The 23,356-nt window shown below is 71.4% G+C and carries 23 protein-coding genes; 9 read left to right on the plus strand and 14 right to left on the minus strand.

Annotated features, from left to right (window positions below; all coding sequences use genetic code 11):
- Positions 1-96: 96 nt before the first annotated feature.
- Complete coding sequence (gene nucS / locus ACZ67T_RS39555; RefSeq protein ID WP_199841896.1) at positions 97-768, minus strand: endonuclease NucS; 672 nt, start codon at positions 766-768, stop codon at positions 97-99.
- A 243-nt stretch (positions 769-1,011) separates the two neighbouring features.
- On the opposite strand from nucS, the gene ACZ67T_RS39560 reads away from it, so the two are divergent.
- Positions 1,012-1,404, plus strand: a complete 393-nt coding sequence (locus ACZ67T_RS39560; protein WP_326774068.1) for an SCO5389 family protein — start codon at positions 1,012-1,014, stop codon at positions 1,402-1,404.
- A 99-nt stretch (positions 1,405-1,503) separates the two neighbouring features.
- Here ACZ67T_RS39560 and ACZ67T_RS39565 read toward each other — a convergent pair whose 3' ends face one another.
- Entirely contained in the window at positions 1,504-2,532 is a 1,029-nt protein-coding gene (locus ACZ67T_RS39565) for an LLM class flavin-dependent oxidoreductase (RefSeq protein ID WP_469990992.1), read from the minus strand.
- Between the two features lie 214 nt (positions 2,533-2,746).
- Here ACZ67T_RS39565 and ACZ67T_RS39570 point away from each other — a divergent pair, with 214 nt between their 5' ends.
- A complete protein-coding gene (locus ACZ67T_RS39570; protein WP_469990993.1) occupies positions 2,747-3,088 on the plus strand; it encodes an ATP/GTP-binding protein in 342 nt (113 codons plus the stop codon).
- A 12-nt stretch (positions 3,089-3,100) separates the two neighbouring features.
- On the opposite strand, the gene ACZ67T_RS39575 is transcribed toward ACZ67T_RS39570, so the two are convergent.
- From ACZ67T_RS39575 to mce, 7 genes are all read right to left on the minus strand, one after another.
- A complete protein-coding gene (locus ACZ67T_RS39575) occupies positions 3,101-3,958 on the minus strand; it encodes an ABC transporter permease (protein ID WP_469990995.1) in 858 nt (285 codons plus the stop codon).
- Entirely contained in the window at positions 3,955-5,160 is a 1,206-nt protein-coding gene (locus ACZ67T_RS39580; RefSeq protein WP_469990997.1) for an ABC transporter ATP-binding protein, read from the minus strand. Before ACZ67T_RS39580 ends, ACZ67T_RS39575 begins: the two co-directional genes overlap by 4 nt.
- Positions 5,161-5,284: 124 nt before the next feature.
- A complete protein-coding gene (locus ACZ67T_RS39585; RefSeq protein WP_469990999.1) occupies positions 5,285-6,055 on the minus strand; it encodes an ABC transporter permease in 771 nt (256 codons plus the stop codon).
- A 3-nt stretch (positions 6,056-6,058) separates the two neighbouring features.
- Positions 6,059-7,060, minus strand: coding sequence for an ABC transporter ATP-binding protein (locus tag ACZ67T_RS39590; protein ID WP_469991001.1), 1,002 nt, complete (start codon positions 7,058-7,060; stop codon positions 6,059-6,061).
- Positions 7,061-7,134: 74 nt separating this feature from the next.
- Positions 7,135-8,070, minus strand: coding sequence for a coiled-coil domain-containing protein (locus ACZ67T_RS39595; protein ID WP_376258225.1), 936 nt, complete (start codon positions 8,068-8,070; stop codon positions 7,135-7,137).
- Between the two features lie 183 nt (positions 8,071-8,253).
- Positions 8,254-12,243: a polarized growth protein Scy gene (scy, locus tag ACZ67T_RS39600; RefSeq protein ID WP_469991003.1), complete on the minus strand. Its 3,990-nt coding sequence runs from the start codon at positions 12,241-12,243 to the stop codon at positions 8,254-8,256.
- 208 nt (positions 12,244-12,451) lie between these two features.
- Entirely contained in the window at positions 12,452-12,892 is a 441-nt protein-coding gene (gene mce / locus ACZ67T_RS39605) for a methylmalonyl-CoA epimerase (RefSeq protein ID WP_100595983.1), read from the minus strand.
- Positions 12,893-13,029: 137 nt separating this feature from the next.
- Between mce and ACZ67T_RS39610 the strand changes: the two genes are divergently transcribed.
- The 3 genes from ACZ67T_RS39610 (at position 13,030) to ACZ67T_RS39620 (ending at position 16,734) form a co-directional block, all read left to right on the plus strand.
- Entirely contained in the window at positions 13,030-14,232 is a 1,203-nt protein-coding gene (locus tag ACZ67T_RS39610) for an acetyl-CoA C-acetyltransferase (protein WP_469991005.1), read from the plus strand.
- A 109-nt stretch (positions 14,233-14,341) separates the two neighbouring features.
- Complete coding sequence (meaB, locus tag ACZ67T_RS39615) at positions 14,342-15,298, plus strand: methylmalonyl Co-A mutase-associated GTPase MeaB (RefSeq protein WP_100595830.1); 957 nt, start codon at positions 14,342-14,344, stop codon at positions 15,296-15,298.
- 182 nt (positions 15,299-15,480) lie between these two features.
- The gene (locus tag ACZ67T_RS39620; protein ID WP_469991007.1) at positions 15,481-16,734 is read left to right on the plus strand and encodes an MFS transporter; all 1,254 of its coding nucleotides are present in this window, start codon (positions 15,481-15,483) and stop codon (positions 16,732-16,734) included.
- 37 nt (positions 16,735-16,771) lie between these two features.
- Here the strand turns inward: ACZ67T_RS39620 and ACZ67T_RS39625 are convergent, their stop codons facing one another.
- Positions 16,772-17,524, minus strand: a complete 753-nt coding sequence (locus ACZ67T_RS39625) for a PepSY domain-containing protein (RefSeq protein WP_469991009.1) — start codon at positions 17,522-17,524, stop codon at positions 16,772-16,774.
- Between the two features lie 139 nt (positions 17,525-17,663).
- Here ACZ67T_RS39625 and ACZ67T_RS39630 point away from each other — a divergent pair, with 139 nt between their 5' ends.
- A complete protein-coding gene (locus tag ACZ67T_RS39630) occupies positions 17,664-18,329 on the plus strand; it encodes a response regulator transcription factor (protein WP_469991011.1) in 666 nt (221 codons plus the stop codon).
- Positions 18,326-19,813 (plus strand): sensor histidine kinase, encoded by a 1,488-nt coding sequence (locus ACZ67T_RS39635; protein WP_469991013.1) that lies wholly within the window; start codon positions 18,326-18,328, stop codon positions 19,811-19,813. Before ACZ67T_RS39630 ends, ACZ67T_RS39635 begins: the two co-directional genes overlap by 4 nt.
- A 42-nt stretch (positions 19,814-19,855) precedes the next feature.
- On the opposite strand, the gene ACZ67T_RS39640 is transcribed toward ACZ67T_RS39635, so the two are convergent.
- The 4 genes from ACZ67T_RS39640 to ACZ67T_RS39655 form a co-directional block, all read right to left on the minus strand.
- Positions 19,856-20,332, minus strand: coding sequence for a MarR family winged helix-turn-helix transcriptional regulator (locus ACZ67T_RS39640; protein WP_469991015.1), 477 nt, complete (start codon positions 20,330-20,332; stop codon positions 19,856-19,858).
- A gap of 113 nt (positions 20,333-20,445) precedes the next feature.
- Positions 20,446-21,219 (minus strand): AIM24 family protein, encoded by a 774-nt coding sequence (locus ACZ67T_RS39645; RefSeq protein WP_469991017.1) that lies wholly within the window; start codon positions 21,217-21,219, stop codon positions 20,446-20,448.
- The gene (locus ACZ67T_RS39650; protein ID WP_469991019.1) at positions 21,216-21,866 is read right to left on the minus strand and encodes an AIM24 family protein; all 651 of its coding nucleotides are present in this window, start codon (positions 21,864-21,866) and stop codon (positions 21,216-21,218) included. Before ACZ67T_RS39650 ends, ACZ67T_RS39645 begins: the two co-directional genes overlap by 4 nt.
- A 1-nt stretch (position 21,867) precedes the next feature.
- Positions 21,868-22,506, minus strand: a complete 639-nt coding sequence (locus tag ACZ67T_RS39655; RefSeq protein ID WP_469991021.1) for an AIM24 family protein — start codon at positions 22,504-22,506, stop codon at positions 21,868-21,870.
- A gap of 164 nt (positions 22,507-22,670) precedes the next feature.
- Between ACZ67T_RS39655 and ACZ67T_RS39660 the strand changes: the two genes are divergently transcribed.
- Positions 22,671-23,015 (plus strand): DUF3817 domain-containing protein, encoded by a 345-nt coding sequence (locus tag ACZ67T_RS39660; protein ID WP_469991023.1) that lies wholly within the window; start codon positions 22,671-22,673, stop codon positions 23,013-23,015.
- Positions 23,012-23,308 (plus strand): MTH1187 family thiamine-binding protein, encoded by a 297-nt coding sequence (locus tag ACZ67T_RS39665; RefSeq protein ID WP_116509796.1) that lies wholly within the window; start codon positions 23,012-23,014, stop codon positions 23,306-23,308. The genes ACZ67T_RS39660 and ACZ67T_RS39665 overlap by 4 nt, the downstream gene beginning before the upstream one ends.
- Positions 23,309-23,356 lie beyond the last annotated feature (48 nt).

Genomic DNA, 23,356 nt, shown 5'->3' on the forward strand with positions numbered 1-23,356 from the left:
CGATGAGCAGCCCGGCGGACAGCGCGCCGGGTACGCCCGGCGGATCGGGCGCCTCGTCGATGATCTGACGGCCGTACGCGGCACATGACCGAGGGATCAGAACAGGCGGAGCTTGTCGTCCTCGATGCCGCGCAGCGCGTCGTAGTCCAGGACCGTGCAGCCGATGCCGCGGTCCGTGGCCAGGACGCGGGCCTGGGGCTTGATCTCCTGGGCGGCGAAGACGCCGCGCACCGGGGCGAGGTGCGGGTCGCGGTTCAACAGCTCGAGATAGCGCGTGAGCTGCTCCACGCCGTCGATCTCGCCGCGCCGCTTGATCTCGATGGCCACGGTCGCGCCGTCACCGTCCCGGCACAGGATGTCGACGGGCCCGATCGCCGTCGGGTACTCGCGGCGGATGAGCGTGTAGCCCTCGCCGAGGGTGTCGATCCTGTCGGCGAGAAGCTCCTGGAGGTGCGCTTCCACGCCGTCCTTGATGAGACCCGGGTCCACACCCAGTTCGTGCGAGGAGTCGTGGAGGACTTCCTCCATCGTGATGATGAGTTTCTCGCCCGCCTTGTTGATGACGGTCCAGATGCCGCTGTCGTCGCCCGTGCCCTCCTTCAGGGTGCAGGGCGGGGACATCCAGTTGAGAGGTTTGTAGGCCCTGTCGTCCGCGTGGATCGAGACGCTGCCGTCCGCCTTCACGAGGATCAGGCGGGGAGCCGACGGGAGATGGGCTGTGAGCCTGCCCGCGTAGTCCACGGAGCAACGGGCGATGACGAGACGCATGGTCGGCAACGCTACTCGACGACCGGTGGTCCACGCGATTCGCCCTGGAACTACCGGGTTCGTTATTGGCCGGTTGTGGACCGACTGTGCCTGCGATCCCCTGTTGCGGGCCCCAGACGTTGCTTAACGTATAAGCGGGAGGTCGCGACGCCTGTACGCAGCGTGTTCGTGGTCGTACGTCGTCGCGCGCTCCTTACCTGCCCGTCAGCCCCCGCTCCCCGCGGGGGTGCGAGAGGAGAACCCATGTCGCTCGACGTCTCACCGGCACTGTTGGAACAGGCCGAGCGAGGCGAGGTCGACGAAGCTGACTTCGTCGACTGCGTCCGGACCTCCCTGCCTTACGCATGGGAGATGATCAGCTCCCTGGTGGCCCAGCTGAAGGTCGACGGCGGAGATTTCGCCGACAACCAGACGCCTCCACCGGACGAGCAGGCACGTGGGCAGCTGCTGCGTGCGCTCGCGAGTGACGCGATTCGTGGCGCGCTGCAGCGGCACTTCGGTGTACGGCTGGCTTTCCAGAACTGCCACCGTGTGGCGGTGTTCCCACAGGACCCGTCGGTGGACGGCACGCTGGCCCGCTTCACCTCGGCCCGCAACCAGCTGTTGAACCAGTCCCCGGAATTCAGGGACTGCTGATGGCCGGTTGACGGCGGAATCGGATGGTCTGCCGCTCCGTACGCGGGAGGTGCACAAGTACGGAGCGGTGGACTACGGGTCGCACCGCCGTTGCGCGACTCAGCGGAGCCGGGGGAGCACCTCGGCGCCGAGCCTGCGCACGTTCTCCTCGGTGGCCGCGAGATCTCCGGAGCCCTCGACGAGCAGGGCGAAGCGTGTGATGCCCGTGCGCTCCGAGGTCGCCGCGAGCCGGTCGGCGCACTGTCCGGGAGTCCCCACCGGGTGCAGCCCGCACAGGAGTTCCGTGTACGCGGCCGGGTCCCGCATGGACCGCGTGCGGCCGTCCACCGTCACATGGGCGTCGAGCCCCTGTTTCAGCCAGCCGGGCATCGCCTTGAGGAGTGTCTCCCGAGCGTGCGCCGTTCGGTCGCCGATCTGGGCCACCCCGGCCGAGACGTGCGCCGCGGCGTGGATCTCCTCCGGGCTGCGGCCACAGGCCCGTGCGTGCGAGCGCCACAGGGAGACCATCTCGGCTTTCTCCTCGTCCCCGGAGTGCATGCCGAGCAGCATCGGCAGGCCGCGCTCGGCCGCGAGCCGCACGCTGTTCGGCGAGGTGCAGGCGACCACCACCTCGGGGCCGTCGGGGGAGTCGAGCGCCTCGTCGGGGCGCGGGACCACGGTGACCTCGCGGAAGGCGAACCGTTCCCCCTCGGCGTCGACCCGTGGCTCGCGCAGCCAGCGCAGCAGCAGGTCCAGGGACTCCGGGAACCCTTCCTCGTACGCCTCGATGCCCGAGCCGAAGACCTCCAGGTCCACCCAGGGGCCTCCGCGGCCGACGCCGAGCGAGAAGCGGCCGCCGGACGTCAGGTGCAGCAGGGCCGCCTGCTCGCCGAGGGCGACCGGGTGGGCGGTCGGCAGCACACTGACCGCCGTGCCGACGCGGATGCGCCGGGTGCGGCCGAGCAGTAACGCCGCGAGCGTGACCGCGGACGGACAGGTGCCGTACGGCACGAAGTGGTGCTCCGCCAGCCAGACGGAGTCGAGCCCGGCCTCCTCGGCCGCCTCGGCGGACCGCACCGCCCGGTGCAGCGCCTCCCCCTGTCCCTGGCCGGGGAACTGGGCCGCCAGTACAAAAGTTCCTACGCGCATCGCACTCCTGCCTTTCTTGGCGCCGACGCGGCACTCCCCCTACCGGCAATAACGGCTGACAAGTGCCAAGGGCACGGCTTGCCATGGAGATTGGCAGATTTTCCGGAGAACTCATGAGGGTGATGGTGTGCGCGTACCCGAGAGGCGTCCGCGTACGCTGGACGTGAGCCCCAGTCCCAGTGCAGGCACCTGTACAAGTCCCAGAGGAGAGCCGGTGTCCCCGCGCCGAAACAAGTCGTCGCCCCGCCGCGGCGGCCGACCGTCCAGCCAGGCACCGGACGAGGAACAGGGCAGCCGCTACGGCGGATTCGAGCGTACGGAGAGCTGGCAGGGCGAGGAGTGGAGCGTGCGCCAGGTCGCGGGCGCGAGCGCCGCCGGCAAGACGTACCGGTGCCCCGGCTGCGACCAGGAGATCCCCTCCGGGGTCGCGCACGTGGTGGCCTGGCCCGCGCACTCGGGCGTGGACGAGCGCCGGCACTGGCACAAGGCCTGCTGGAACGCGAAGGACCGCCGCACCACACGGGTGCAGCGGTCCAGGAACGCGCCTCGTTACTAGGGCCTGCCGGCCCTACACGTCGCGCCGCTCGAGCAGTGCGAACGCGCCGACCACGGCCGCTGCCGTGACGCCGACGAGCAGCCACACCTGGGACCCGCCCGTGCTCCCCTCGTCCGCGCCGAAAATCTTGGCGAGGGCGTTGATGGCGTTGTACTCCTGCATCTTCTCGCCGAGCGTCCGCGTGCTGCGCGAGATCATCAGGAAGACCGGCAGGATCGACGGCAGCAGCACGACGCCGAGCATCGCGGTGATCGCGCCCGCCGAGTGCCGCAGCATGGAGCCCACGGCGAGGCCGAGGACGCCGAGCAGGGACACGTAGAGCCCGCCCTTGAGGACTGTGCCGCCCCAGCTCAGGTCGCCCGCCTCGGGGCTGCTGTGCATCGCCGACGTGACCAGGCCCACCAGGAGGATGGAGCCCGCGGAGACCGCGAACGAGACCGCGAAGAACACCAGGATCTTGGCGGCGAAGACGCGGTAGCGCTGCGGCGACGCGGTGAACGTCGTGCGGATCATGCCCGTGCCGTACTCCGACGACGTCACGAGGACGCCCAGCGTGATCAGGCAGATCTGGCCGAGCAGCAGCCCGATGAAGGCCGGGAACGTGAACGGCACGTCCTGGTAGTTGAGGTCCTCGGTCTGCGAGGAGACGAACAGACCGCCGCCGAGGACCAGGAACAGGAAGATGCCCAGCGTCCAGAGCGTGGAGCGCACGGACTTGATCTTCGTCCACTCCGAGGCGAGCGCGTGCCCCAGGTGCGTGCGGGTGACCGGGATGGGCGAGGTGTACGAAGTGCCGGGCGCGCCCTGCCAGTTGGGCGCGCTCTGCTGGGCGTAGGCCTGCGGAGCCGGCTGCGGGGGCGGCGTCGTCATCGGGGGTCCTCGGGCTTGTTCAGGTCGGCGGGGGCAGGAGCGGAGGCCGGGGCCGGGGCCGGGGCTGCGGGGGCCGGGGCCGCGGGTGCGGCAGGCGGCTGCTGCGGGGGCGCGGCATACGGGTTCGGCCCGCCGGGCGCGGCCTGCGGCGGGGCGAACGGCTGACCGCCCTGCTGGGGCGGCGGCGGCGCGTACCAGTCCGGCTGGCCCTGGCCGGGCGCGGGGAACTGCTGCTGCGGCATCGCGCCCGGCGGGAGCTGCTGCTGCAGACCGGCCCGCTGGTCGACGGTCGAGCGGTAGTCGACGGCGCCCTGCGTCATCCGCATGTACGCCTCCTCCAGCGAGGCCTGGTGCGGCGAGAGCTCCCACAGGCGTACGTCGGCACCGTGCGCCAGGTCGCTGATGCGGGGGAGCGGCAGGCCCATGACGCGCAGCGCGCCGTCCTGCTCGGGCAGTACCTGGCCGCCGGCCTCGGTCAGCGCCGCCGTCAGCTTCTCGCGCTGCTGCGGCTCCGTCTCGGGCGTGCGCACCCGCGCGAAGTCGGCCGAGTTGTGCGAGATGAAGTCCCGCACGCTCATGTCGGCGAGGAGCTGGCCGCGGCCGATGACGATCAGGTGCTCCGCGGTCAGCGCCATCTCGCTCATCAGGTGCGAGGAGACGAAGACGGTGCGGCCCTCGGCGGCGAGCGACTTCATCAGGTTCCTGACCCAGAGGATGCCCTCCGGGTCGAGGCCGTTGACCGGCTCGTCGAAGAGGAGCACCTGCGGGTCGCCGAGCAGCGCGGCCGCGATGCCGAGGCGCTGGCCCATGCCGAGCGAGAAGCCCTTGGAGCGCTTCTTCGCCACGTCCTGGAGGCCGACGACGCCGAGCACCTCGTCCACGCGGCGGGCCGGGATGCCGGACAGCTGCGCGAGGCAGAGCAGGTGATTACGGGCGTGCCGGCCGCCGTGCACCGCCTTGGCGTCGAGCAGGGCGCCGACCTGGCGCGGGGCGTTGGGGAGCTTGCGGTACGGGTAGCCGCCGATCGTCACCTGGCCCGTAGTCGGCTGGTCGAGACCCAGGATCATGCGCATGGTCGTCGACTTGCCGGACCCGTTCGGACCCAGGAAGCCGGTCACGGTGCCCGGCCGGACCTGGAAGGAAAGGTTGTACACGGCTGTCTTGGCGCCGTAGCGCTTCGTCAGGCCGACTGCCTCGATCATTCTCCGCACCCATCGAAAGGTTCAGGACATCGGGGCACACGCCCCCGTAAGGGTTAGGAGGGTATCGGGGCGCTGACGGTTCCGGCCAAGACGAGGCAAAGCCCCTGAGCCTGCCCGCGGCCCCTTACGCGTCCCGCTTCTTGAGGAGCACATATCCGAGGATCAGGGCCAGGACCACCCAGATCACCATGATGCCGAGGCCGCCCCACGGCCCGTAGGGGGTGTCGTCGTCGAGCGGCGTCACCACCTGCATGATCTTGCTGCCGGCCTGGTCGGGCAGGTACCGGCCGAGCTTCTTCGTCGCCGAGACGTTGCCCAGGATGTTGGAGATCAGGAAGAAGAACGGCATCAGGATGCCGAGCGACAGCATCGGGCTGCGCAGCATCGACGCGACGCCCATCGAGAACATGGCGATGAGCGTCATGTAGAGGCCGCCGCCGATGACCGCGCGCAGGACGCCCGGGTCGCCGATCTGGGCCCGGTACGCGCCGAGGACGGCCTGCCCGAGGAAGAACGCGATGAAGCTCGTGGCGAGGCCCACGACGAACGCCAGGGCGGTGGCCACGGCGACCTTGCTGAACAGGAACGTGCCGCGCTGGGGGACCGCGGCGAGCGAGGTGCGGATCATTCCGGTGCTGTACTCGTTCGAGACGACGAGGACACCGAAGACGATCATCGCGAGCTGTCCGAGACTCATCCCGGCGAAGCTGATGAACGTGGGGTCGAAGGACAGCCGCTCCTTCAGGCCCATGTTCTTGAACTCGTTCCTCGACAGGATCGAGATCAGCACGCCGAGCACGATCGTCAGGACGGCCGCGAGGCCGAGCGTCCACACCGTCGAAGCGACGGACCTGATCTTGGTCCACTCGGACCGGAGGACCTGGGTCGTGGCCATCGGTCAGGCTCCCTTGTTCTTCGTACGGTCCCAGCTCTCGCCCCAGCCCTGCTGCTGTGCCGGTGGTGGCAGCCGGTCGGGCGGCGGCATACCCAGCTCGTCCGTGTGCGCGTGGTACTCCACCGACTCCGCGGTGAGCTGCATGAACGCCTCCTCGAGCGAGGCCTGCTGAGGGCTGAGCTCATGCAGGACGAGGTGGTGGGCGGCCGCGAGGTCACCGAGCTGCTCGGGGCTCCGGCCATCCACTTCGAGCGTGCCGTTGCCCGCCTCCACGACGGTGATCCCGGCCTCGTGCAGCACATCGATGAGCCGCTCCTGCTGCGGCGAGCGCAGCCGCACGTACGAGCGGGAGTTCTGCTGGATGAAGTCGGACATCGAGGTGTCGGCGAGGAGACGGCCCTGGCCGATGACGACCAGGTGGTCCGCGGTCAGCGCCATCTCGCTCATCAGGTGCGAGGAGACGAAGACCGTACGGCCCTGGCCGGCGAGCGACTTCATCAGGTTGCGGATCCAGTGGATGCCCTCGGGGTCGAGCCCGTTGACCGGCTCGTCGAACATCAGGATCCGCGGGTCGCCGAGGAGCGCGCCCGCGATGCCGAGGCGCTGCCCCATACCCAGCGAGAAGCCCTTCGCCTTCTTCCTGGCGACGGGCGTCAGGCCCACCGTGTCGAGGACCTCGACGACGCGGGTGCGCGGGATGCCGTTGCTCTGCGCCAGGCACAGCAGGTGGTTGTAGGCGCTGCGGCCGCCGTGCATGGCCTTGGCGTCGAGGAGCGCGCCGATGTACCGCAGAGGGTCCTTCAACTGCGCGTAGTGCTTCCCGTCGATGCGTACGTCGCCGGCTGACGGGTTGTCGAGACCGAGCATCATCCGCATCGTCGTGGACTTGCCGGCACCGTTGGGGCCGAGGAACCCCGTGACGATGCCCGGTCTGACGGCGAACGTGAGGTTGTTGACGGCCAGCTTCTCGCCGTAATGCTTGGTCAGCCCCTCGAGCTCGATCATGCGGCAACGCTAGAACGGGACAAAGCCCCCTGCCACTGGAGCGGCAGGGGGCTTCGGTGTCCGGCTTCGGTCGTTCAGCGGGTCTGCTGGGCGGGAACCCCACGCGAGATCGGCTCGTCCTCCGCGGGCGCGCCCGCGGCGGCGACGGCCGCACCGGTGAGCGTCGCCAGCATCTCGCGCACGTTGGTGAGCTGCGCGTTGATGGAGTCGCGGCGGTTCGTCAGCGCGGCGAGCTCGCGCTCCGATTCCGAGCGGATCCGGTCGGCCTTGGCGTTGGCGTCGGCCACGATGTCCTCGGCCTGGCGCTGCGCGGTCTCCACCGTCTGGCGGGCGCGGCGCTCGGCGTCGGTGCGCAGCTTCTCGGCCTCCAGGCGGAGCTGCTCCGCGCGGTGCTCGATCTCCGCGAGACGCTTCTCGGCCTTCGCCTGACGCGAGGCCAGGTCGCGCTCGGACTGCTCGCGGCGCTTCGCCAGGTTCGTCTCGAAGTCCGCGGCGGCCTGGGCGGCCTTGGCGCGGGTCTCCTCGAAGAGGGCGTCCGCCTCCTCACGCTTCGACTGAGCGTCCTTCTGGGCCTCGGCGCGCAGCGTGCCCGCCTCGCTCTTGGCCTTCTCGACGATCCGGACGCCCTCGTCCTCGGCCTTCGCCTTGCGCTCCGCAGCGAACGATTCTGCGTCGTTGCGCACCTGCTGGGCCGCCGACTCGGCGAGCTCGCGGTGCTGCTCGGCGGCGCGCCGGGCCTCCTCGCGCAGGTCCTTCGCCTCCTCCTCGGCGAGGCGGAGGATCTTCTCGACGCGCGCGCCGAGGCCGGCGTACGACGGCTCGGCGTCGTTCACCTGCGCCTGGGCGTTCTGCGTCTCGAGGTGGAGCTCCTCGATGCGCTTTTCCAGAGCAGTGATACGAGCGAGAGCGCTGTCACGGTCGGAGACGAGCTTGGAAATGCGTTCGTCCACCTGAGCGCGGTCGTACCCACGCCGCACAAGCTCGAAGCCGTAGGGGGAAGTGTCGCTCATGGGGTTCCTGTCGAATGAGACCGGTGAGGTGATAGGGGGAATCCTAGGGGTCAAAGCGGCGTGTCATCGAGCAGATGCCCGTTTGATCTGGAGAATGACACCCCTTTTGAGTGGCTAACCGCAGGATGGCTTGCCAGCGGCAGCGCCGAAGGTCCTTACCAAGCACGCTCGTTGCCGTCCTGGCTACCCTTCCGACCCCTTGCCACCCGATCGGGTAGCGCCAGCCGCGGCTCCCGCCTTGACGGCGCCCTCCTTGGTCCCGCCGCCGGCGGACGGGGCCTCGAAGGACTCCAGCGCCTCCAGGACGTCCTGGACGCGGGAGATCTCGGCGTTGATGTCCTCGCGGCGGCGGACCAGGACCTCCAGCTCGTGCTTGCCCTCGTCGACCGTGCGCTCGGCCTCCGCCTGCGCCTCGGACAGGACGCGCTCGGCCTCGCGGGTCAGCTCGGTCTTCTTCGCCCCGGCCTCCTTGAGCAGGCCCTCGGCCTTCTTCACGGCGGCGATCCGGACCTTGCTCGCCTCCGAACCCGCCTCCGCGACCATCTCCTTGGCCTTCGCCTGTGCCTCGGCGAGCTGCTCCTCGGCGGCCTTCACCAGCGCGTCGCACCGCTCGCCGGCCGTCTTCATGGCTTCGGCGGACTCGCGCCGCGCCCGCTCGTGCAGTTCGTCGATCTCGCCGGTGATCCGCTCGCGCAGCTCCTCGGCACGCTCCCTGATCGCCGTCGCGTCGCGGCGCGCGCCGACGAGCAGCTCGTCCGCGTCCGTTCGGGACTTCTCCACCAGGGAGTTGCCCTCGACGGTCGCCTCGGAGACCAGCCGGTCGGCCTCCTTGCGCGCCGCGCCGACCATCATGTCGGCCTGCGACTCGGCCTCCGTGGTCGCCTTCAGCGCGGACCGCTGCGCCTCGGACGTCAGCTTCTCGGCCTCCGCGCTCGCCTCCGTGATGAGCTTGTCGACCTGCTCGGCGGCCTCCGAGCGGCGCTTGTTGGCGTCCTTGCGGGTCTCGTCGAGCGTCCGTTCGGCCTCGGCCCGGGCCGAGGAGGTGAGCCGGTCGGCCTCCGCCTCCGCCTCCGCCTTGACGCGCTCCGACTCGCTGCGGATCCGCTCGGCGTGCTGCTGGGCGGACCCGACGGTCTCGGCCGCCTCGGCGCGCAGCCGCTCGGCGTCGCCGACCGCGTCCGCGATGAGCTTCTCGGCCTTGGCGACCGACTCGGCGCGCACCCGCTCGGCCTCGGTGAGGGTCTCGTTCGTGAGCTGCTCGGCCGCCGCGGTGGACTCCGCGTGCAGCCTGGCGGCCTCGGTCGTGGCGCCGCCGACGAGCTGCTCGGCACGCGCGACGGACTCCGAACGGACGCGCTCGGCCTCGGCGTTGGTCTCGTTCGTGAGGCGCTCGGCCTCGCTCGTGGCCTCCGTGATGAGGGTGTCCGCCTGCGTCGCGGCGTCCGAACGGATCCGGTTGGCGTCCTCGCGGGCATCGGCCCGGGTGCGCGAGGCGTCCTGTTCGGCCGACGTGAGCCGCTCGGAGACCTCCGTACGGACCTGCTGGGCGTGCTCCGACGCCTCGGACCGCATCCGCTCCGACTCGGCGATCGCCTCCGAAACCGTGCGCTCCGCAAGGGACTTGGCGGCCTCCGACTCGGCGGCGGCCTCGCCGCGCACGCGGTTGGCGTCGTCGGTGGCGCGCTCGCGCTCCGCATACGCGTCGGCGCGGACCCGGTCGGCCTCCTCCTGCGCCTCGCGCTTGGTGCGCTCGGACGCGTGCTCCGCGGCGCTGCGCAGGCCCGCGATCTCCTCCTGCGCCTGCTCCTGGAGCCCGGACACGGAGTCGCGCACCTGCTGCGCGGTCTGCTCGGCGGCGCCGACCATCTCGGTGGAGCGCCGGTCGGCCTCCTCCACCAGACGTACGGCCTCTGCCTGCGCCTCCTCGACACGGGCGCGGGCGACCGCGAGGAGTTCCTCGCTCTGCTCGCGGGCCCGCTCGCGCTCCTGGTCGGCCTCCTGGCGCGCGGAACCGAGGGTCTCCTCGGCCTCGCGGCGCCGCCTGGCGGCCTCCTCCTGGGCGGCGGTGAGCGCCTCCGCGGCCTCCGTGGCGACGCGCTCGGCCGCGGCCGCGGCCTCCGCGCGCACCCGGTCCGCGCTCTCCTGCGCCTCCGACTTGAGCCGCTCGGCCTCGGCCGCGGCCTCGGACCGCAGCCGTACGGCGACGTTCTCCGCCTCCGCGCGGGTCCCGGACGCGTCCGCCGCGGCCTCCGTGCGCAGCCGGTCGGCCTCCGTCTCGGCCTGCGCCTGGAGCGTACGGATCCGCTCGGCGGCCTCGGAACGCAGCCGCTCCGTCTCGTCCGCGGTCTCCCGGCGGATGCGCTCCGACTCGGCCCGCGCGTCGGTGAGTGCGGTCTCGGACGCCGTCAGGCGCTGCTCGGCCTCGGTGTGCAGCCGGGTCAGCTCGCCGGCGGCCTCCGACTGCCGGGCCGCGACCGCGCGCTCGGTCTCCTCGCGCAGCTCCTGCGCGGCCCGCTCGGCCTCCGCCTTGGTGGCCTCGGCCTGCTCGGCGGCCTCCTCGCGGTGCCGCTCGGCCTCGGCGCGGGTGCGCTCCAGGGTCTCCTCGGCCTGCTTGCGCAGGTTCGTGGCGCGCTCGATGGCCTCGGTGCGGACCCGCTCACTCTCGGTCTGCGCACCGGCCCGCAGCTCGTCCGCGTCCGCCTTCGCCTTGGCGAGCAGCTCCTCGGCGGTCCTGGCCGCCTCCTCGATCTGCTGGACGGCCTCGCGCCGCGCCTCGCTGCGGATGCGCTCGCCCTCGTCGACCGCCTCGGCCCGCAGCTGCTCGGCCTCGCCGCGCAGCCGTCGCGCCTCCTCCTGGAGCTCGACGGTCTTGGCGCGGTAGTCCTTGGTGTCGTCCTTCGCGGCGCCCTTGAGCTGCTCCGCGATGTCGTGCGCCTCGCCGCGCAGCCGGTCCGCCTCGGCCTCGGCCTCGCTGCGCAGCCGCTCGGCCTCCTCGGAGGCGGCCCTCGTGGTGGCCTTGGCGTCCTCGGACGCCTTGTTGAGCACCTCTTCGGCCGTACGGGCGGCCTTGGCCAGCTGGGAGGCGGTCTCCTCGGCCGTGACGTTGCGTGCCTTCTCGCCGGCCTCGGCGAGGATCTTCTCAGCCCGCTCCTTGGCATCGGTGACGACCTGCTCGGCCTCCGACTTGGTGGCCTCGGCCTCCTTGGTGGCCTCCGAGACGAGCCGGGCGACCTGCTCCTTGGCGGTGCGGGTGCGCTGCTCGTTCGCCGACTCGGCGCCCGCGAGCTGCTTGGCCGCGGCTTCCTTCGCCTCGGTGACGACCTTCTCCGCCGACGCCCGCGCCTCGCGCAGCGCCGTGTCGGCCTCGGACAGGCGCTGCTCGGCGGCGCGGCTCAGCTCGGCGGACTGGCGGCGGGCCGTGTCCGACTCGGTGGCCGTGGACGAGCGCAGCTGCTCGGCGTGGTCGGTGGCTTCCTGCGCCTGGGTCGACGCGGCGTTCAGGAGGCGCTCGGCGTCGGTGCGGGCGCGGCGCAGCAGCGCCTCGGCCTCGGCGCGGGACGTCTCGGCCTCCGACGTCAGGCGCTGGCGGGCCTCGGCGGCGACCCGCTCGGCCTCGGCGCGGGCGGCGGCGAGCGCCTGGTCGGCCTCGGCGCGGGACTCGTCGACGAGCCGGCGGGCCTGCTGCTCGCTGCGGGCGCGCAGCTGCTCGGCCCACGCCACGTTCTCGTTGACGTGTGCCTCGACGGTCTGGCGGCGCTCGGCCAGCTCCTGGTCGAGCTGCTGGCGGCGCGAGACGGCCTCGGCGTGCAGCTCGGACTGGAGCCGGGACTGCTGCTCGGCGTGTTCCTGGAGGATGCGCTGCGTCTGGGCGCGGGCGTCGCGCAGCTCGCGCTCGGCGTCGGCGCGCAGCTGGTCGGCCTGGATCTGCGCGTTACGCAGCAGCTGCTCGGCCTGGTACCCGATGTCCCCGCCGTCGTAGGCAGGACGGGACACGAGGTTGCGGCGCGCCTCGTGCAGCTTGGCGCGCAACACCTCGACCTGGTAGCCCAGGTCCTCGGCGTGCTGGACCGCCTTCTCCCGCTCGGTCTTCAGCCGGTCCATCTCGGCCTCGAACCGCGAGAGATGGTCGGTCTCAGCCGGCCGCCGGCTGTCCTGGCTCTCGTAGCCCCGCACTGCGCGGTCCCATCCGTCCCCTGGTCGCAAGTCTCTCCAAACGAGCACCGTCCATCCGCCGAACGGGGCCCCCGGGGAATGGTGTCAGATCAACGGCGGAGCATGGGCTGCTGCCCCGTCGCTCGCCCCCCGAAACCCGGACCCCGGCCCGCGGCCGTCCGTGTGACGGACGGCCGCCCCCAACCCTACCGGCCCAGATATACGGAGGTCAGTGCTCAGGTGACTCAACCGGTGCGGAAGTGACGAGTTCGGTCAGTACGCCGTGGCAGTCCTTGGGGTGCAGGAAGGTGATGCGCGACCCCATCGAACCGATGCGCGGCTCGTCGTACAGGACGCGTACACCCTTGCCCCTGATGTCGGCGGAGTCGGCGTCGACGTCCGCCGTGCCGAAGGCGATGTGGTGGACGCCCTCCCCGTTCTTGGCCAGCCACTTCCCGACCGCGGAGTCCTCCCGGGTGGGCTCGAGGAGCTGCAGGTAGGAGGCCCCGCCGTCGCTCGTCTCATTGATCTTGAGCATGGCCTCCCGCACACCCTGCTCCTCGTTCACCTCGGAGTGGAACACTTCGAAGCCGTAGGTGGCGCGGTAGAACTCGACAGTCTTGTCGAGGTCGAAACAGGCGATTCCGATGTGGTCGATTCGCGTCAGCATGCTGTAAGTGCAGCGCGGTCCGAGGTGGTTACGCAACGTGCGCGCGATCACACCGTTCGGCCGGTGACGCGGGAGGTACCGCTCAGTACATTCGAGTAAACCCTCGTTCACTCCTCATCTCCAAGGGGCCGTGCCTCATGTCTGGAACGACCGGTACCACCTCAGTCATCGTCGCGGGCGCGCGGACGCCCATGGGCCGCCTGCTCGGCTCGCTGAAGTCCTTCTCCGGAGCCGACCTCGGAGGGGTCGCCATCAAGGCGGCGCTCGACCGGGCCGGGATCGGCGGGGACCAGGTGCAGTACGTGATCATGGGCCAGGTGCTCCAGGCGGGGGCAGGGCAGATCCCCGCGCGCCAGGCTGCCGTCAAGGCCGGCATCCCCATGAACGTGCCGGCGCTGACCATCAACAAGGTGTGTCTCTCGGGTCTCGACGCCATCGCGCTCGCCGACCAGCTGATCCGCGCCGGCGAGTTCGACGTCGTCGTCGCGGGCGGCCAGGAGTCCATGACGAACGCGCCGCACCTGCTCCCCAAGTCCCGTGAGGGCTACAAGTACGGCGCCGTCGAGATGCTCGACGCGATGGCGTACGACGGCCTGACCGACTCCTTCGAGAACATCCCGATGGGTGAGTCGACGGAGAAGCACAACACCCGCCTCGGGATCCTGCGCCCCGAGCAGGACGAGATCGCCGCCCAGTCGCACCAGCGCGCCGCCGCCGCCCAGAAGAACGGCCTCTTCGAGGCGGAGATCACCCCCGTCGAGATCCCGCAGCGCAAGGGCGACCCGGTCCTGTTCAGCAAGGACGAGGGCATCCGCGCCGAGACGACCGCCGAGTCGCTCGGCAAGCTGCGGCCCGCGTTCACCAAGGACGGCACGATCACGGCCGGTACGTCCTCGCAGATCTCCGACGGCGCCGCCGCGGTCGTCGTCATGAGCAAGGCGAAGGCGCAGGAGCTCGGCCTGGAGTGGATCGCCGAGATCGGCGCCCACGGGAACGTGGCGGGCCCCGACAACTCGCTCCAGTCGCAGCCGTCGAACGCCATCCGGCACGCCCTCGAGAAGGAGGGCCTGGGCATCGAGGACGTCGACCTCATCGAGATCAACGAGGCCTTCGCGGCCGTCGCGGTGCAGTCAATGAAGGACCTCGGCGTGTCCTCGGAAAAGGTGAACGTCAACGGCGGGGCGATTGCCCTGGGTCACCCGATCGGGATGTCCGGCGCCCGTGTCGTCCTGCACCTCGCGCTCGAACTGAAGCGCCGCGGCGGCGGCGTCGGCGCGGCCGCGCTGTGCGGCGGCGGCGGCCAGGGTGACGCGCTGATCGTGCGGGTACCCAAGGCGTAACCCTTCCGCCGGCACGGACGCCGGCGCGGTTGTCTGTACGTGTGCTTGTACGTACATCGGTACGGATGTCGGTACGTAAGTCGGACGAATCCGAGTGAACGGAGCTGTGATGCAGGACGTCTCCACCCTGGTGGCCCAGGCCAGGGAAGGCCGGCCCAGGGCCGTGGCCCGGCTGATCTCCCTGGTGGAGGGGGCGTCCCCGCAGCTGCGCGAGGTGATGGCGGCGCTGGCCCCGCTCGCGGGGCACGCGTACGTCGTCGGGCTCACCGGGTCGCCGGGCGTCGGCAAGTCCACGTCCACGTCCGCCCTGGTCAGCGCGTACCGGCGGGCCGGGAAGCGGGTCGGGGTGCTCGCCGTCGACCCGTCGTCGCCGTTCAGCGGCGGCGCCCTGCTCGGTGACCGCGTCCGTATGTCGGAGCACGCGTCCGACCCCGGCGTGTACATCCGTTCCATGGCCACGCGCGGGCACCTGGGCGGCCTCGCGTGGGCCGCGCCCCAGGCGATCCGGGTGCTCGACGCGGCCGGCTGCGACGTCGTCCTCGTGGAGACGGTCGGCGTCGGCCAGTCCGAGGTCGAGATCGCCTCGCAGGCCGACACGTCCGTGGTCCTGCTCGCCCCCGGCATGGGCGACGGGATCCAGGCGGCCAAGGCCGGAATCCTGGAGATCGGCGACGTCTACGTCGTCAACAAGGCCGACCGCGACGGCGCGGACGCGACCGCCCGTGAGCTGAACCACATGCTGGGCCTCGGCGAGTCCCGGGGCGCCGGCGACTGGCGCCCGCCCATCGTCAAGACCGTCGCCGCCCGCGGCGAGGGCATCGACGAGGTCGTCGAGGCGCTCGAGAAGCACCGGGCGTGGATGGAGGAGCGCGGTGTCCTCCAGGAGCGCCGCCTCGCCCGCGCCTCCCGCGAGGTCGAGACGATCGCCGTCACGGCCCTGCGCGAGCGCATCGCGGACCTCCACGGCGACCGCCGCCTCAGCTCGCTGGCCGAGCGCATCGTGGCGGGCGAGCTCGACCCGTACCGGGCGGCGGACTCCCTGGTGGAGGGCCTGACGGAGGCCTGAGCCGACGGTGGGGGCGGGGCTGCGCCGCGGTGTCACCCGTGGCCGACTCCCGCCGCCCGCTGTTACGTTGGCGGCATGTTCCTTCTTCGTGCGTAGGGCACGACCCGGCCGCGGCCACCGTCGAACGGTGCTGTCGCGGTCCTCGGCGTCCGTGTGCCCTTCGCTCTGAGGAACTCCCGCCCATGTCGTCGTACGCAGCGCTTCTGCGCGTTCCCCATGCCCGCCGTACCTTCGGCGCCGCCCTGCTCGGGCGGCTCTCCTACGGGACCGTGTCCCTGTCCCTGATGCTCGCGGTGAAGTCCGCCACCGGCTCGTACGCCGTCGCGGGCACGGCCATGGCGCTCTTCGGCGCCGCGAGCGTCTTCCTCTCACCCCTGAGAGCGCTCCTCATCGACCGGTACGGGCCGCGGCGCGCGCTCGCGCCGATGACGGCGGCGTACGCGGTCCTGCTGGGCGTGCTCGCCGCAGTGACCTGGCGGCCGGGGGCCTCAGGCCTGCTGCTCGGAGCGGCCGCCCTCGCCGCGGGCGCGTGCACCCCGCCCCTCGGCCCGACCATGCGGACGGTGTGGGGCGAACTCGTCGGCAGGCGCGAGGGGTTGCTCCAGCGCGCGTACAGCCTCGACGGGGTGGCCGAGGAGCTGCTGCTCGTGTCCGGCCCGCTCGTCGTGGGCGTGGTCGTGCAGTTCGCCCCCGCGGCGTTCGGCGTCGCCGTCAGCGCGGTCCTGGTGGCCGTGGGAACCGCCGCGTTCGTGGCGTCCCCGGCCGTACGGGGCATCGCCGGCCGGGACGCGGGGCGGCGGGGGCGGTCCGGCGGGATCTCTCCGGTGCGCGGTCTCGCGCAGCCGGTGGTCGTCGCGGTGGGCGTCGGACTTGCCCTCGGCGCCCTCGACCTGCTCGTCCTGGCCTTCGCCGACGCCCGGCAGCACGCCGATGCCGTGGCCTGGGTGATGGCCGCGCTCTCGGCGGGCAGCGCGGTCGGCGGTCTCACGAACGGCGCCGTCTCCTGGTCCGCTCCCGCCCGCGTCCGGCTGCCGTTCCTGGCCGCGGGTCTGGCCGCCGCGCTGGGGGCGGCGGCGCTCGCGCCGGGCCTCGTGACGCTCGGCGCGGCGGCCGTGGTTGCGGGCCTCTTCGTCGCGCCCGCCCTGACGACCGCGTATCTCGTGGCCGACGAGACGGCCGGCCCGGCGTTCCGCACCCAGGCCGGGGCCTGGGTCAACACGGCGGTGAACGCAGGGATCTCGGCCGGCACGGCGGGCGCGGGCCTCCTGGCGGCCCGCCTCCCGTTCGCGGCCTGCTTCGCCGTGGCCGCTGCGGCGCCGGTCGCGGCGGCGGTCTGGGGCGTACGGGGTGTGCGCGGCGCCCGTACGGCATCGGAAACCGCGCCCGGGGACGGTGTCCCGGACGCGGCTGAGGAGACGGGCTCGGCGGCGCGCTGAACCGGCGTACGCCGAGCCGGACTTGTCGGCGCCGCCGTCAGTCGTCGTCGCCGTGGTGGCCTTGGTCGTCGTCGGAGTCGTGACCCCGGCCGTGATTGCCGTGGTCGTCACCGGCGTCGTGCGTGGCGGTGTCGTCGCGCCCGTGGTCGTCACCGGCGTCGTGCGTGGCGCGCGTCGTGCGGTCGTCGCGGCTGTCGCCGTCGTGGGACGAGCGGTCCGGGGTCACCGCGCCGGACCGGAGGTCGACGCGCCAGTCGGCGTCGGTGCCGTTCGCCGCCGTGGTCTCGGCCTCCCAGGCATGGGCCGTGCCGTCGTCGTCCAGGTCGATCTCGGTGACCGTCCCCTTCACGGCGGCGGCCCTTGCCGCGTCCTGCGCCGTGGTCCTCGCGTCCTTCAGGACGGCGGTGACGCGGGCCGTGTCGTCGTGACGTGAGGTGTGCGAGCCGGTGACCTCGCCCGAGGCGGGGTCGACGAGGACGTCGTGCCACGTCGTGCCGTTCAGGACCTCGACCTCCCAGACCGCCCGGTCGTTCTCGTCGTCCAGCTCGGCGGAGACCGCCGTGCCGGGCACCGACCTGAGGGCGGCGGCGATGGCGTCCGAGGCCGTCACCTTCGCGGTCTTCAGCTCGGTGACGTGCTCCGCGCGGCCGTCGTCGTGCCCCGTGCCCCGCGACGCGGCAGACGCCGCCGCCGAGTTGTCGTCGTTGCCCGCAACGGCCACAGCGGTCGCGGTGCCGCCGCCGATCAGGGCCACGGCGGCGATGGTGGCGATCACGATGTTGCGCTTCATGAGGGATCCTCCCCGAGACGATTCCCGGCCCACCGGGCATCCGGTGCGCTTCGACGAGGACCACAGTGGCCGACCGATGCTGAAGCCCCGCTGAAGGACCCTGAAGACTTCTTCAGGGTCCGTTTGCGACCCTTGCCCCATGCGCCTGCTCATCGTGGAAGACGAAAAGCGTCTGGCCCTCTCCCTCGCCCGGGGCCTGACCGCCGAGGGGTTCGCCGTCGACGTCGTCCACGACGGCCTCGAGGGGCTCCACCGGGCGGGCGAGGGCGCGTACGACCTGGTCGTTCTCGACATCATGCTGCCGGGCATGAACGGCTACCGCGTCTGCGCCGCGCTGCGCGCCGCGGGCCACGACGTGCCGATCCTCATGCTCACCGCCAAGGACGGCGAGTACGACGAGGCGGAGGGGCTCGACACGGGCGCCGACGACTACCTCACCAAGCCGTTCTCGTACGTCGTGCTCGTCGCGCGCGTGAAGGCGCTCCTGCGTCGGCGAGGCTCCGGCGGCGGCTCGTCCGTCCACACCCTCGGCCCCTTGCGGGTCGACACCGGCGCGCGCCGCGTCCTGCACGGCGAGACCGAAGTACCGCTGACGGCAAAGGAGTTCGCGGTACTCGAGCAGCTGGTGGTGCGGCCCGGCGAGGTCGTCTCGAAGGCGAGGATCCTGGAGCACGTCTGGGACTTCGCGTACGAGGGCGACCCGAACATCGTCGAGGTGTACGTCAGCACCCTGCGCAAGAAGCTGGGCGCGGGGCTGATCAGGACGGTGCGCGGCGCGGGCTACCGCCTGGAGGCGCCGCGATGAGGCGGCGGCTGTTCGGTTCCGTACGGGCCAGAGCCACGCTCGGCGCGACCCTCGTCGTCGCCGTGGCGCTCCTCGCGGCCGGTGCCTCCGTGCTGCTCGCGCTGCGGTCCAACCTCACCGACCAGGCGTCGAGCGAGGCGGAGTCCTCCGCCCGCAAGGTCGCCGTGTCGATCGCGACGGGCACCGCGCCCAACGGCCTCGACCTCCCGGACGGCGACGACACCCCGGTCCAGGTCGTCGACAGCGACGGCCGGCTCCTGGCGGCCGGCGAGGACCTGGAACGGATCAGCGGGACCGGCTCGTCCGCCGTCAAGCCGGTGGCCCCGCCGGTGGACGACGGTGGCGATGACGACGGAGGAGACGACGACGGTGGCTCCGACCGTCATGGGGGCAAGGGCAAGGGCAAGGGCAACGGCGGGGAAGACGACTCGTACGCGTACGGGGAGATCGCCGACGACGCCGAGCGGAGCGCGGGTTCGGCCACGGTCGACGGGGAGACCCGGGACTACCGGTTCGCCGCGCTGGAGGTGAAGAAGACCCGGCAGGGCGACCTCACCGTGTACGCGGGCGCCTCTCTGTCCGCCGAACAGAGCGCCGTCGGCACCGCGCTGACCGTCATGCTGATCGGCTTCCCGGTGCTGCTCGGTGTCGTCGCCGCGGTCACCTGGCTGATGACCCGCAGGGCGCTGCGCCCCGTCGAGGGCATCCGGAGCGAGATGTCCGCGATCACGGCGTCGCAGGACCTGGCGCGCCGGGTTCCGGAGCCGGGTACGCACGACGAGGTGGCGCGGCTGGCGCGGACGACGAACGAGACGCTCGCCGCGCTGGAGACGTCCGTCGAGCGCCAGCGCCGGTTCGTCGCCGACGCCTCGCACGAGTTGCGCAGCCCCATCGCGTCGCTGCGTACCCAGCTCGAAGTGGGTGCCGCCCACCCCGAACTGCTCGACGTGGACGGGGCGGTGGCCGACACGGTGCGGCTCCAGGAACTCGCCGCGGGTCTTCTGCTGCTCGCCCGGCTCGACGCGGGGGAGCGGCCGGGGGAGGCGCGGATCGATCTGGCCGCGCTGGCCGGCGAGGAGCTGTCGCAGCGCCCGGCGGGCCGCGTCGCGGTCCGCACACACCTCGAACCCGTCGAGGTCGCGGGCTCGCGCAGTCAGCTGGCGCGGGTGGTCGGGAACCTCCTGGACAACGCGCAGCGTCACGCGCGGTCCCGCGTGGACATCGCCGTACGGGCCGAGGGGCCGTGGGCGGTCGTCGAGGTCGGTGACGACGGCGCGGGCGTGCCGGAGGCGGAGCGGGAGCGGATCTTCGAACGCTTTGTGCGCCTGGACGACGCGCGGGCCCGGGACGACGGCGGGGCGGGTCTGGGTCTCGCCATCGCCAGGGACGTCGCCGTGCGGCACGGCGGCGCCCTGACGGTCCGCTCGTCGCCCGCGGGCGGAGCGCTCTTCGAACTCAGGCTGCCGGTGGCGCCGGGGGCCTGAGGCCGGCGGACGGGGAAGGTCGGCGTTCCCCGTTCGCAATGGTCACGGTTTGCCGCGCTGCGAACGCAGGTGTTCGGCGATCGGGGTCAGGGCCTTGTGGAGGGCGTCGAGCTCCTCGGCGGGGATCAGGTCCACGAAGTGCCGCCGCACGGACGCCACATGGTGAGGGGCGACCTTCTTCATGGTCTCCATGCCGTCCTCGGTCAGGACGGTGTAGAGGCCGCGGCGGTCGGACTCGCAGTTCTCACGGCGGACGAGTCCGGCGTTCTCCATGCGGGTGATCTGATGGGAGAGCCGGCTCTTGGACTGCAGGGTGGCGGTCGCGAGATCGCTCATGCGCATCCGGTGGTCGTCCGTCTCGGAGAGATGGACGAGGATGTCGTAGTCGTTCATCGTCAGGCCGAACGGCTGGAGGTCCTTCTCGAGCTGGTAAGTCAGCATTCTGTTGACCTCTACGTGCGTGCGCCAGGCGCACTGTTCCTCGTCGGTCAGCCAGCGTGTGGCCGTCTCGGTCTCCATGTATTGATTCTACCTAAGAAGTTGAAATGCGAACGAAAGTGGGGGGTGTGACGCCTCCCACCCCTGGTGACAAAGGGGTCACGCGTTCGACGTCACACTCCGCAGGTTACCGCTCACAGTCCGAAGCGACGCTGGAGGTCGCCGAGCTGTCCGGGAAGACGCGGTACCCCCGGCTGCTGTCCGGGTGCCCCGTGGCCGCCCGGCACGCTGGCCTGCTGCGGCGTCTCGCCCGTCGCCCGTTCGGCCATCAACGTCTCCGTGGACTGCAGCAACACCGTTCCGGCGCCCACGAACTCGAACTGGTGCTCCTCCCCGGAGACGCCTCCGACGCCCGTCATCGCACGTAGACCGCCGATCACGCCCGTCAGATAGGAGTGGTCGTAGTGGTGGCAAGGTGACGGGCAGTCAGCCCAGCCGACGAGCGCCTGTGGATCAACGCGGATGGGCGGCTCCATGAAGACCACCGGACCGCTTGAGGCCGCCACGAATTTGCCCGTGCCAATGAGTGTCAGAAAGCCGGGAACGATCGACTGCTTCAGCGCGAGAGTTGGCTGAAAAGCGAGCAGGTTGCCCGAGCGGATCGTCAGGTTCCCGTTCTCCAGGTCGTACGAGTTCACGTCGAAGGCCCGGTCGGCGAGCAGCATCTTGCCCGAGCCCTCCGCCACGACCCAGTCGCTCGCGTGCAGCGGGGAGTGGAAGGACGCCCGCACGAGGCGGTCGAGGCGGCCGTGCCCGATCCCGTTGAAGTCGATGCGCCCGTAGTAGGCGATCATCTTGCCCTTCTGCAGGAACCAGCTGCTGCCCTTGAGTTCCACGCAGAACGTGTACGCGTTCACGTTGTCGTCGGCCGGCAGGGTGGCCGGGTCGAAGATCACCGGGGTGCTCACAGCTTCTCCTCCGAGGCCTGGACGTACACCGCGCCGCTGCCGCTGAGCTCCAGTTGGAACGCCTCGCCGGAGCCGCGCCCCACCATGTCGCGCCAGCCGAGGGCCGTGGACAGCTCGTTCCGTACGTCGCCGTGGTGCGCGACGTACGCCTGCGGGTCGACGTGGACGGGGCGGCCCGGCGTGATCGGCAGCTCGATGACGCCGCCGTGCGCCATGACGGCGACCGAGCCGTGTCCCTTGAGGGTCGTGGTGAACAGGCCCTGCCCGGTGACCTGGCCGCGCACCATCCCCATCACGCCGCCCTGCGAGCCCATGAACATCGTGCCCTGCTGAAGGCTCCCGTCGAAGGCGAGCAGCCGGTCCGCCTCCACATAGAGGGTGTCGCCGGAGAGGGTTACCACCTGGACATGGTGTCCGCCGTGCCCGAAGAGCACCGTGCCGCTGCCGTCGACGGTCATCAGCGGCGTCGCCTCGTTCGCCACGCGGCGCCCGATCATGGACATCACGCCGCCCTGGCCGCCCTGGATGCTGGGCGTGAAGGTCACGTCCCCTCTGTAGGCGAGCATGGCGCCGCGCTGGCTGTAGATCCGCTGCCCGGGGACGACCGTCGCCTCGACCATCTTCGAGTTGATCTCGCGGAAGGGCATCTCACACGTCTCCCGCGATCGTGTTGCGCTCGCTCGGCTGTACGTAGACCAGGCCGTCGCCCTCGAAGCGGATCTGGAAGGCCTCGCCGCCGCCCTCACCCATGAACGTGCGGAACGTGACGCCCGACTGGAAGGACTGCCGCACACTCCCCTGGTGTGCGACGTACGCGCCCGGGTCGACGGTCAGGGGGTGGTCCCGGCTGACGCGGAGCACCACCGCGGGGCCCTCGCTCATGATCGCCGCCTGGCCGTGGCCCTTGACGGTCGTGGTGAACAGGCCGTTGCCCTGGGAGGCGCCGCGCACGCCGGTGAAGGACGTGCCGGTGCGCAGGCCCGCGTCCGTGCAGAGCAGATTGCTCGACTCGACGAAGAGCTTGTCGCCCCGCAGGTTCACGACGCTGATCTCGCTGGCCCGGTCCGCGAACCAGCACGTGCCCTGCCCCTTCACCTCCATCACGGTCATCTCCTCGCCGGTGAGGCGGCGGGTCACCATGCCGCGGATGCCCTCGCCACCGCCCGTCATCTTCTTGAACGCCATCCGGCCGTCGTACGCGACCATCGAGCCGTTCTTCGCCTTGACGCTGTCGCCTGTCATGTCGACGGCGAGCACTCTGCTGCCTTGGAGCCGGAACGTAGCCACGATGTGACGGTAATGGGCGAGATGCCCCCGGGACAGGGGCCCCGGCCCTGAACGAACCCTGAGCGAACCCCGTGACATCCCCGATGCCACAATGGACAGCGCTTGTGCTTACGTTCACAAGATCGAACGCCCGCCCCCCTCACCGCTTCTGCCGAAGGTGCCCCGTGGACATCAAGACCGCCTCCGCACTCCGCCGACTCCGCCTGGTCTCCGCTCCGGAGGCCGTCTCCTTCCTGCTGCTCCTCGTCTGCTCGGTGCTGAAGCGGACCACGGACTTCGACGCCGTCCCGGTGATGGGCATGGTGCACGGCGTCCTGTTCATCCTCTACGTGCTCTTCTGGCTCGACGCGTGGAACCGTTCGAAGTGGGGTGTCAAGACCGGCGCCCTCTACTTCGTCCTCTCCGTCCTGCCGACCGGCGGCTTCTTCGCCGAGCGCAAGCTGAAGCGTGAGGCGGAGGCCGCGGTCATCGCGTCCCGCGCCCGCCAGGAGAAGGCCGTGAACGCATGATCGTCGCCTTCTCGGTCTCCCCGCTCGGCGTCGGCGAGGACGTCGGTGAGTACGTGGCCGACGCCGTCCGGGTCGTGCGCGAGTCCGGACTCCCGAACCGCACGGACGCGATGTTCACCTCGATCGAGGGCGAGTGGGACGAGGTGATGGACGTCGTGAAGCGCGCCGTCGCCGCCGTCGAGGCGCGGGCCCCGCGCGTGTCGCTCGTCCTCAAGGCGGACATCCGCCCCGGTGTGACGGACGGCATGACGTCGAAGGTGGCGACGGTGGAGCGGCACCTCGCCGCGGAGTGACACCCTCCGAACTGTCTTGCGTGCAAAGCCCCGGCCCGGGCGGGCCGG

The sequence above is a fragment of the Streptomyces sp. NPDC107517 genome (assembly GCF_055582645.1).

Excerpts from the sequence above, each read along its gene's own strand:
- nucS (WP_199841896.1), bottom strand. The coding sequence starts at position 768 with ATGCGTCTCGTCATCGCCCGTTGCTCCGTGGACTACGCGGGCAGGCTC.
- ACZ67T_RS39560 (WP_326774068.1), top strand. The coding sequence starts at position 1,012 with ATGTCGCTCGACGTCTCACCGGCACTGTTGGAACAGGCCGAGCGAGGC.
- ACZ67T_RS39565 (WP_469990992.1), bottom strand. The coding sequence starts at position 2,532 with ATGCGCGTAGGAACTTTTGTACTGGCGGCCCAGTTCCCCGGCCAGGGA.
- ACZ67T_RS39575 (WP_469990995.1), bottom strand. The coding sequence starts at position 3,958 with ATGACGACGCCGCCCCCGCAGCCGGCTCCGCAGGCCTACGCCCAGCAG.
- ACZ67T_RS39580 (WP_469990997.1), bottom strand. The coding sequence starts at position 5,160 with ATGATCGAGGCAGTCGGCCTGACGAAGCGCTACGGCGCCAAGACAGCC.
- ACZ67T_RS39585 (WP_469990999.1), bottom strand. The coding sequence starts at position 6,055 with ATGGCCACGACCCAGGTCCTCCGGTCCGAGTGGACCAAGATCAGGTCC.
- ACZ67T_RS39590 (WP_469991001.1), bottom strand. The coding sequence starts at position 7,060 with ATGATCGAGCTCGAGGGGCTGACCAAGCATTACGGCGAGAAGCTGGCC.
- ACZ67T_RS39595 (WP_376258225.1), bottom strand. The coding sequence starts at position 8,070 with ATGAGCGACACTTCCCCCTACGGCTTCGAGCTTGTGCGGCGTGGGTAC.
- mce (WP_100595983.1), bottom strand. The coding sequence starts at position 12,892 with ATGCTGACGCGAATCGACCACATCGGAATCGCCTGTTTCGACCTCGAC.
- ACZ67T_RS39610 (WP_469991005.1), top strand. The coding sequence starts at position 13,030 with ATGTCTGGAACGACCGGTACCACCTCAGTCATCGTCGCGGGCGCGCGG.
- meaB (WP_100595830.1), top strand. The coding sequence starts at position 14,342 with ATGCAGGACGTCTCCACCCTGGTGGCCCAGGCCAGGGAAGGCCGGCCC.
- ACZ67T_RS39620 (WP_469991007.1), top strand. The coding sequence starts at position 15,481 with ATGTCGTCGTACGCAGCGCTTCTGCGCGTTCCCCATGCCCGCCGTACC.
- ACZ67T_RS39625 (WP_469991009.1), bottom strand. The coding sequence starts at position 17,524 with ATGAAGCGCAACATCGTGATCGCCACCATCGCCGCCGTGGCCCTGATC.
- ACZ67T_RS39630 (WP_469991011.1), top strand. The coding sequence starts at position 17,664 with ATGCGCCTGCTCATCGTGGAAGACGAAAAGCGTCTGGCCCTCTCCCTC.
- ACZ67T_RS39635 (WP_469991013.1), top strand. The coding sequence starts at position 18,326 with ATGAGGCGGCGGCTGTTCGGTTCCGTACGGGCCAGAGCCACGCTCGGC.
- ACZ67T_RS39640 (WP_469991015.1), bottom strand. The coding sequence starts at position 20,332 with ATGGAGACCGAGACGGCCACACGCTGGCTGACCGACGAGGAACAGTGC.
- ACZ67T_RS39650 (WP_469991019.1), bottom strand. The coding sequence starts at position 21,866 with ATGCCCTTCCGCGAGATCAACTCGAAGATGGTCGAGGCGACGGTCGTC.
- ACZ67T_RS39665 (WP_116509796.1), top strand. The coding sequence starts at position 23,012 with ATGATCGTCGCCTTCTCGGTCTCCCCGCTCGGCGTCGGCGAGGACGTC.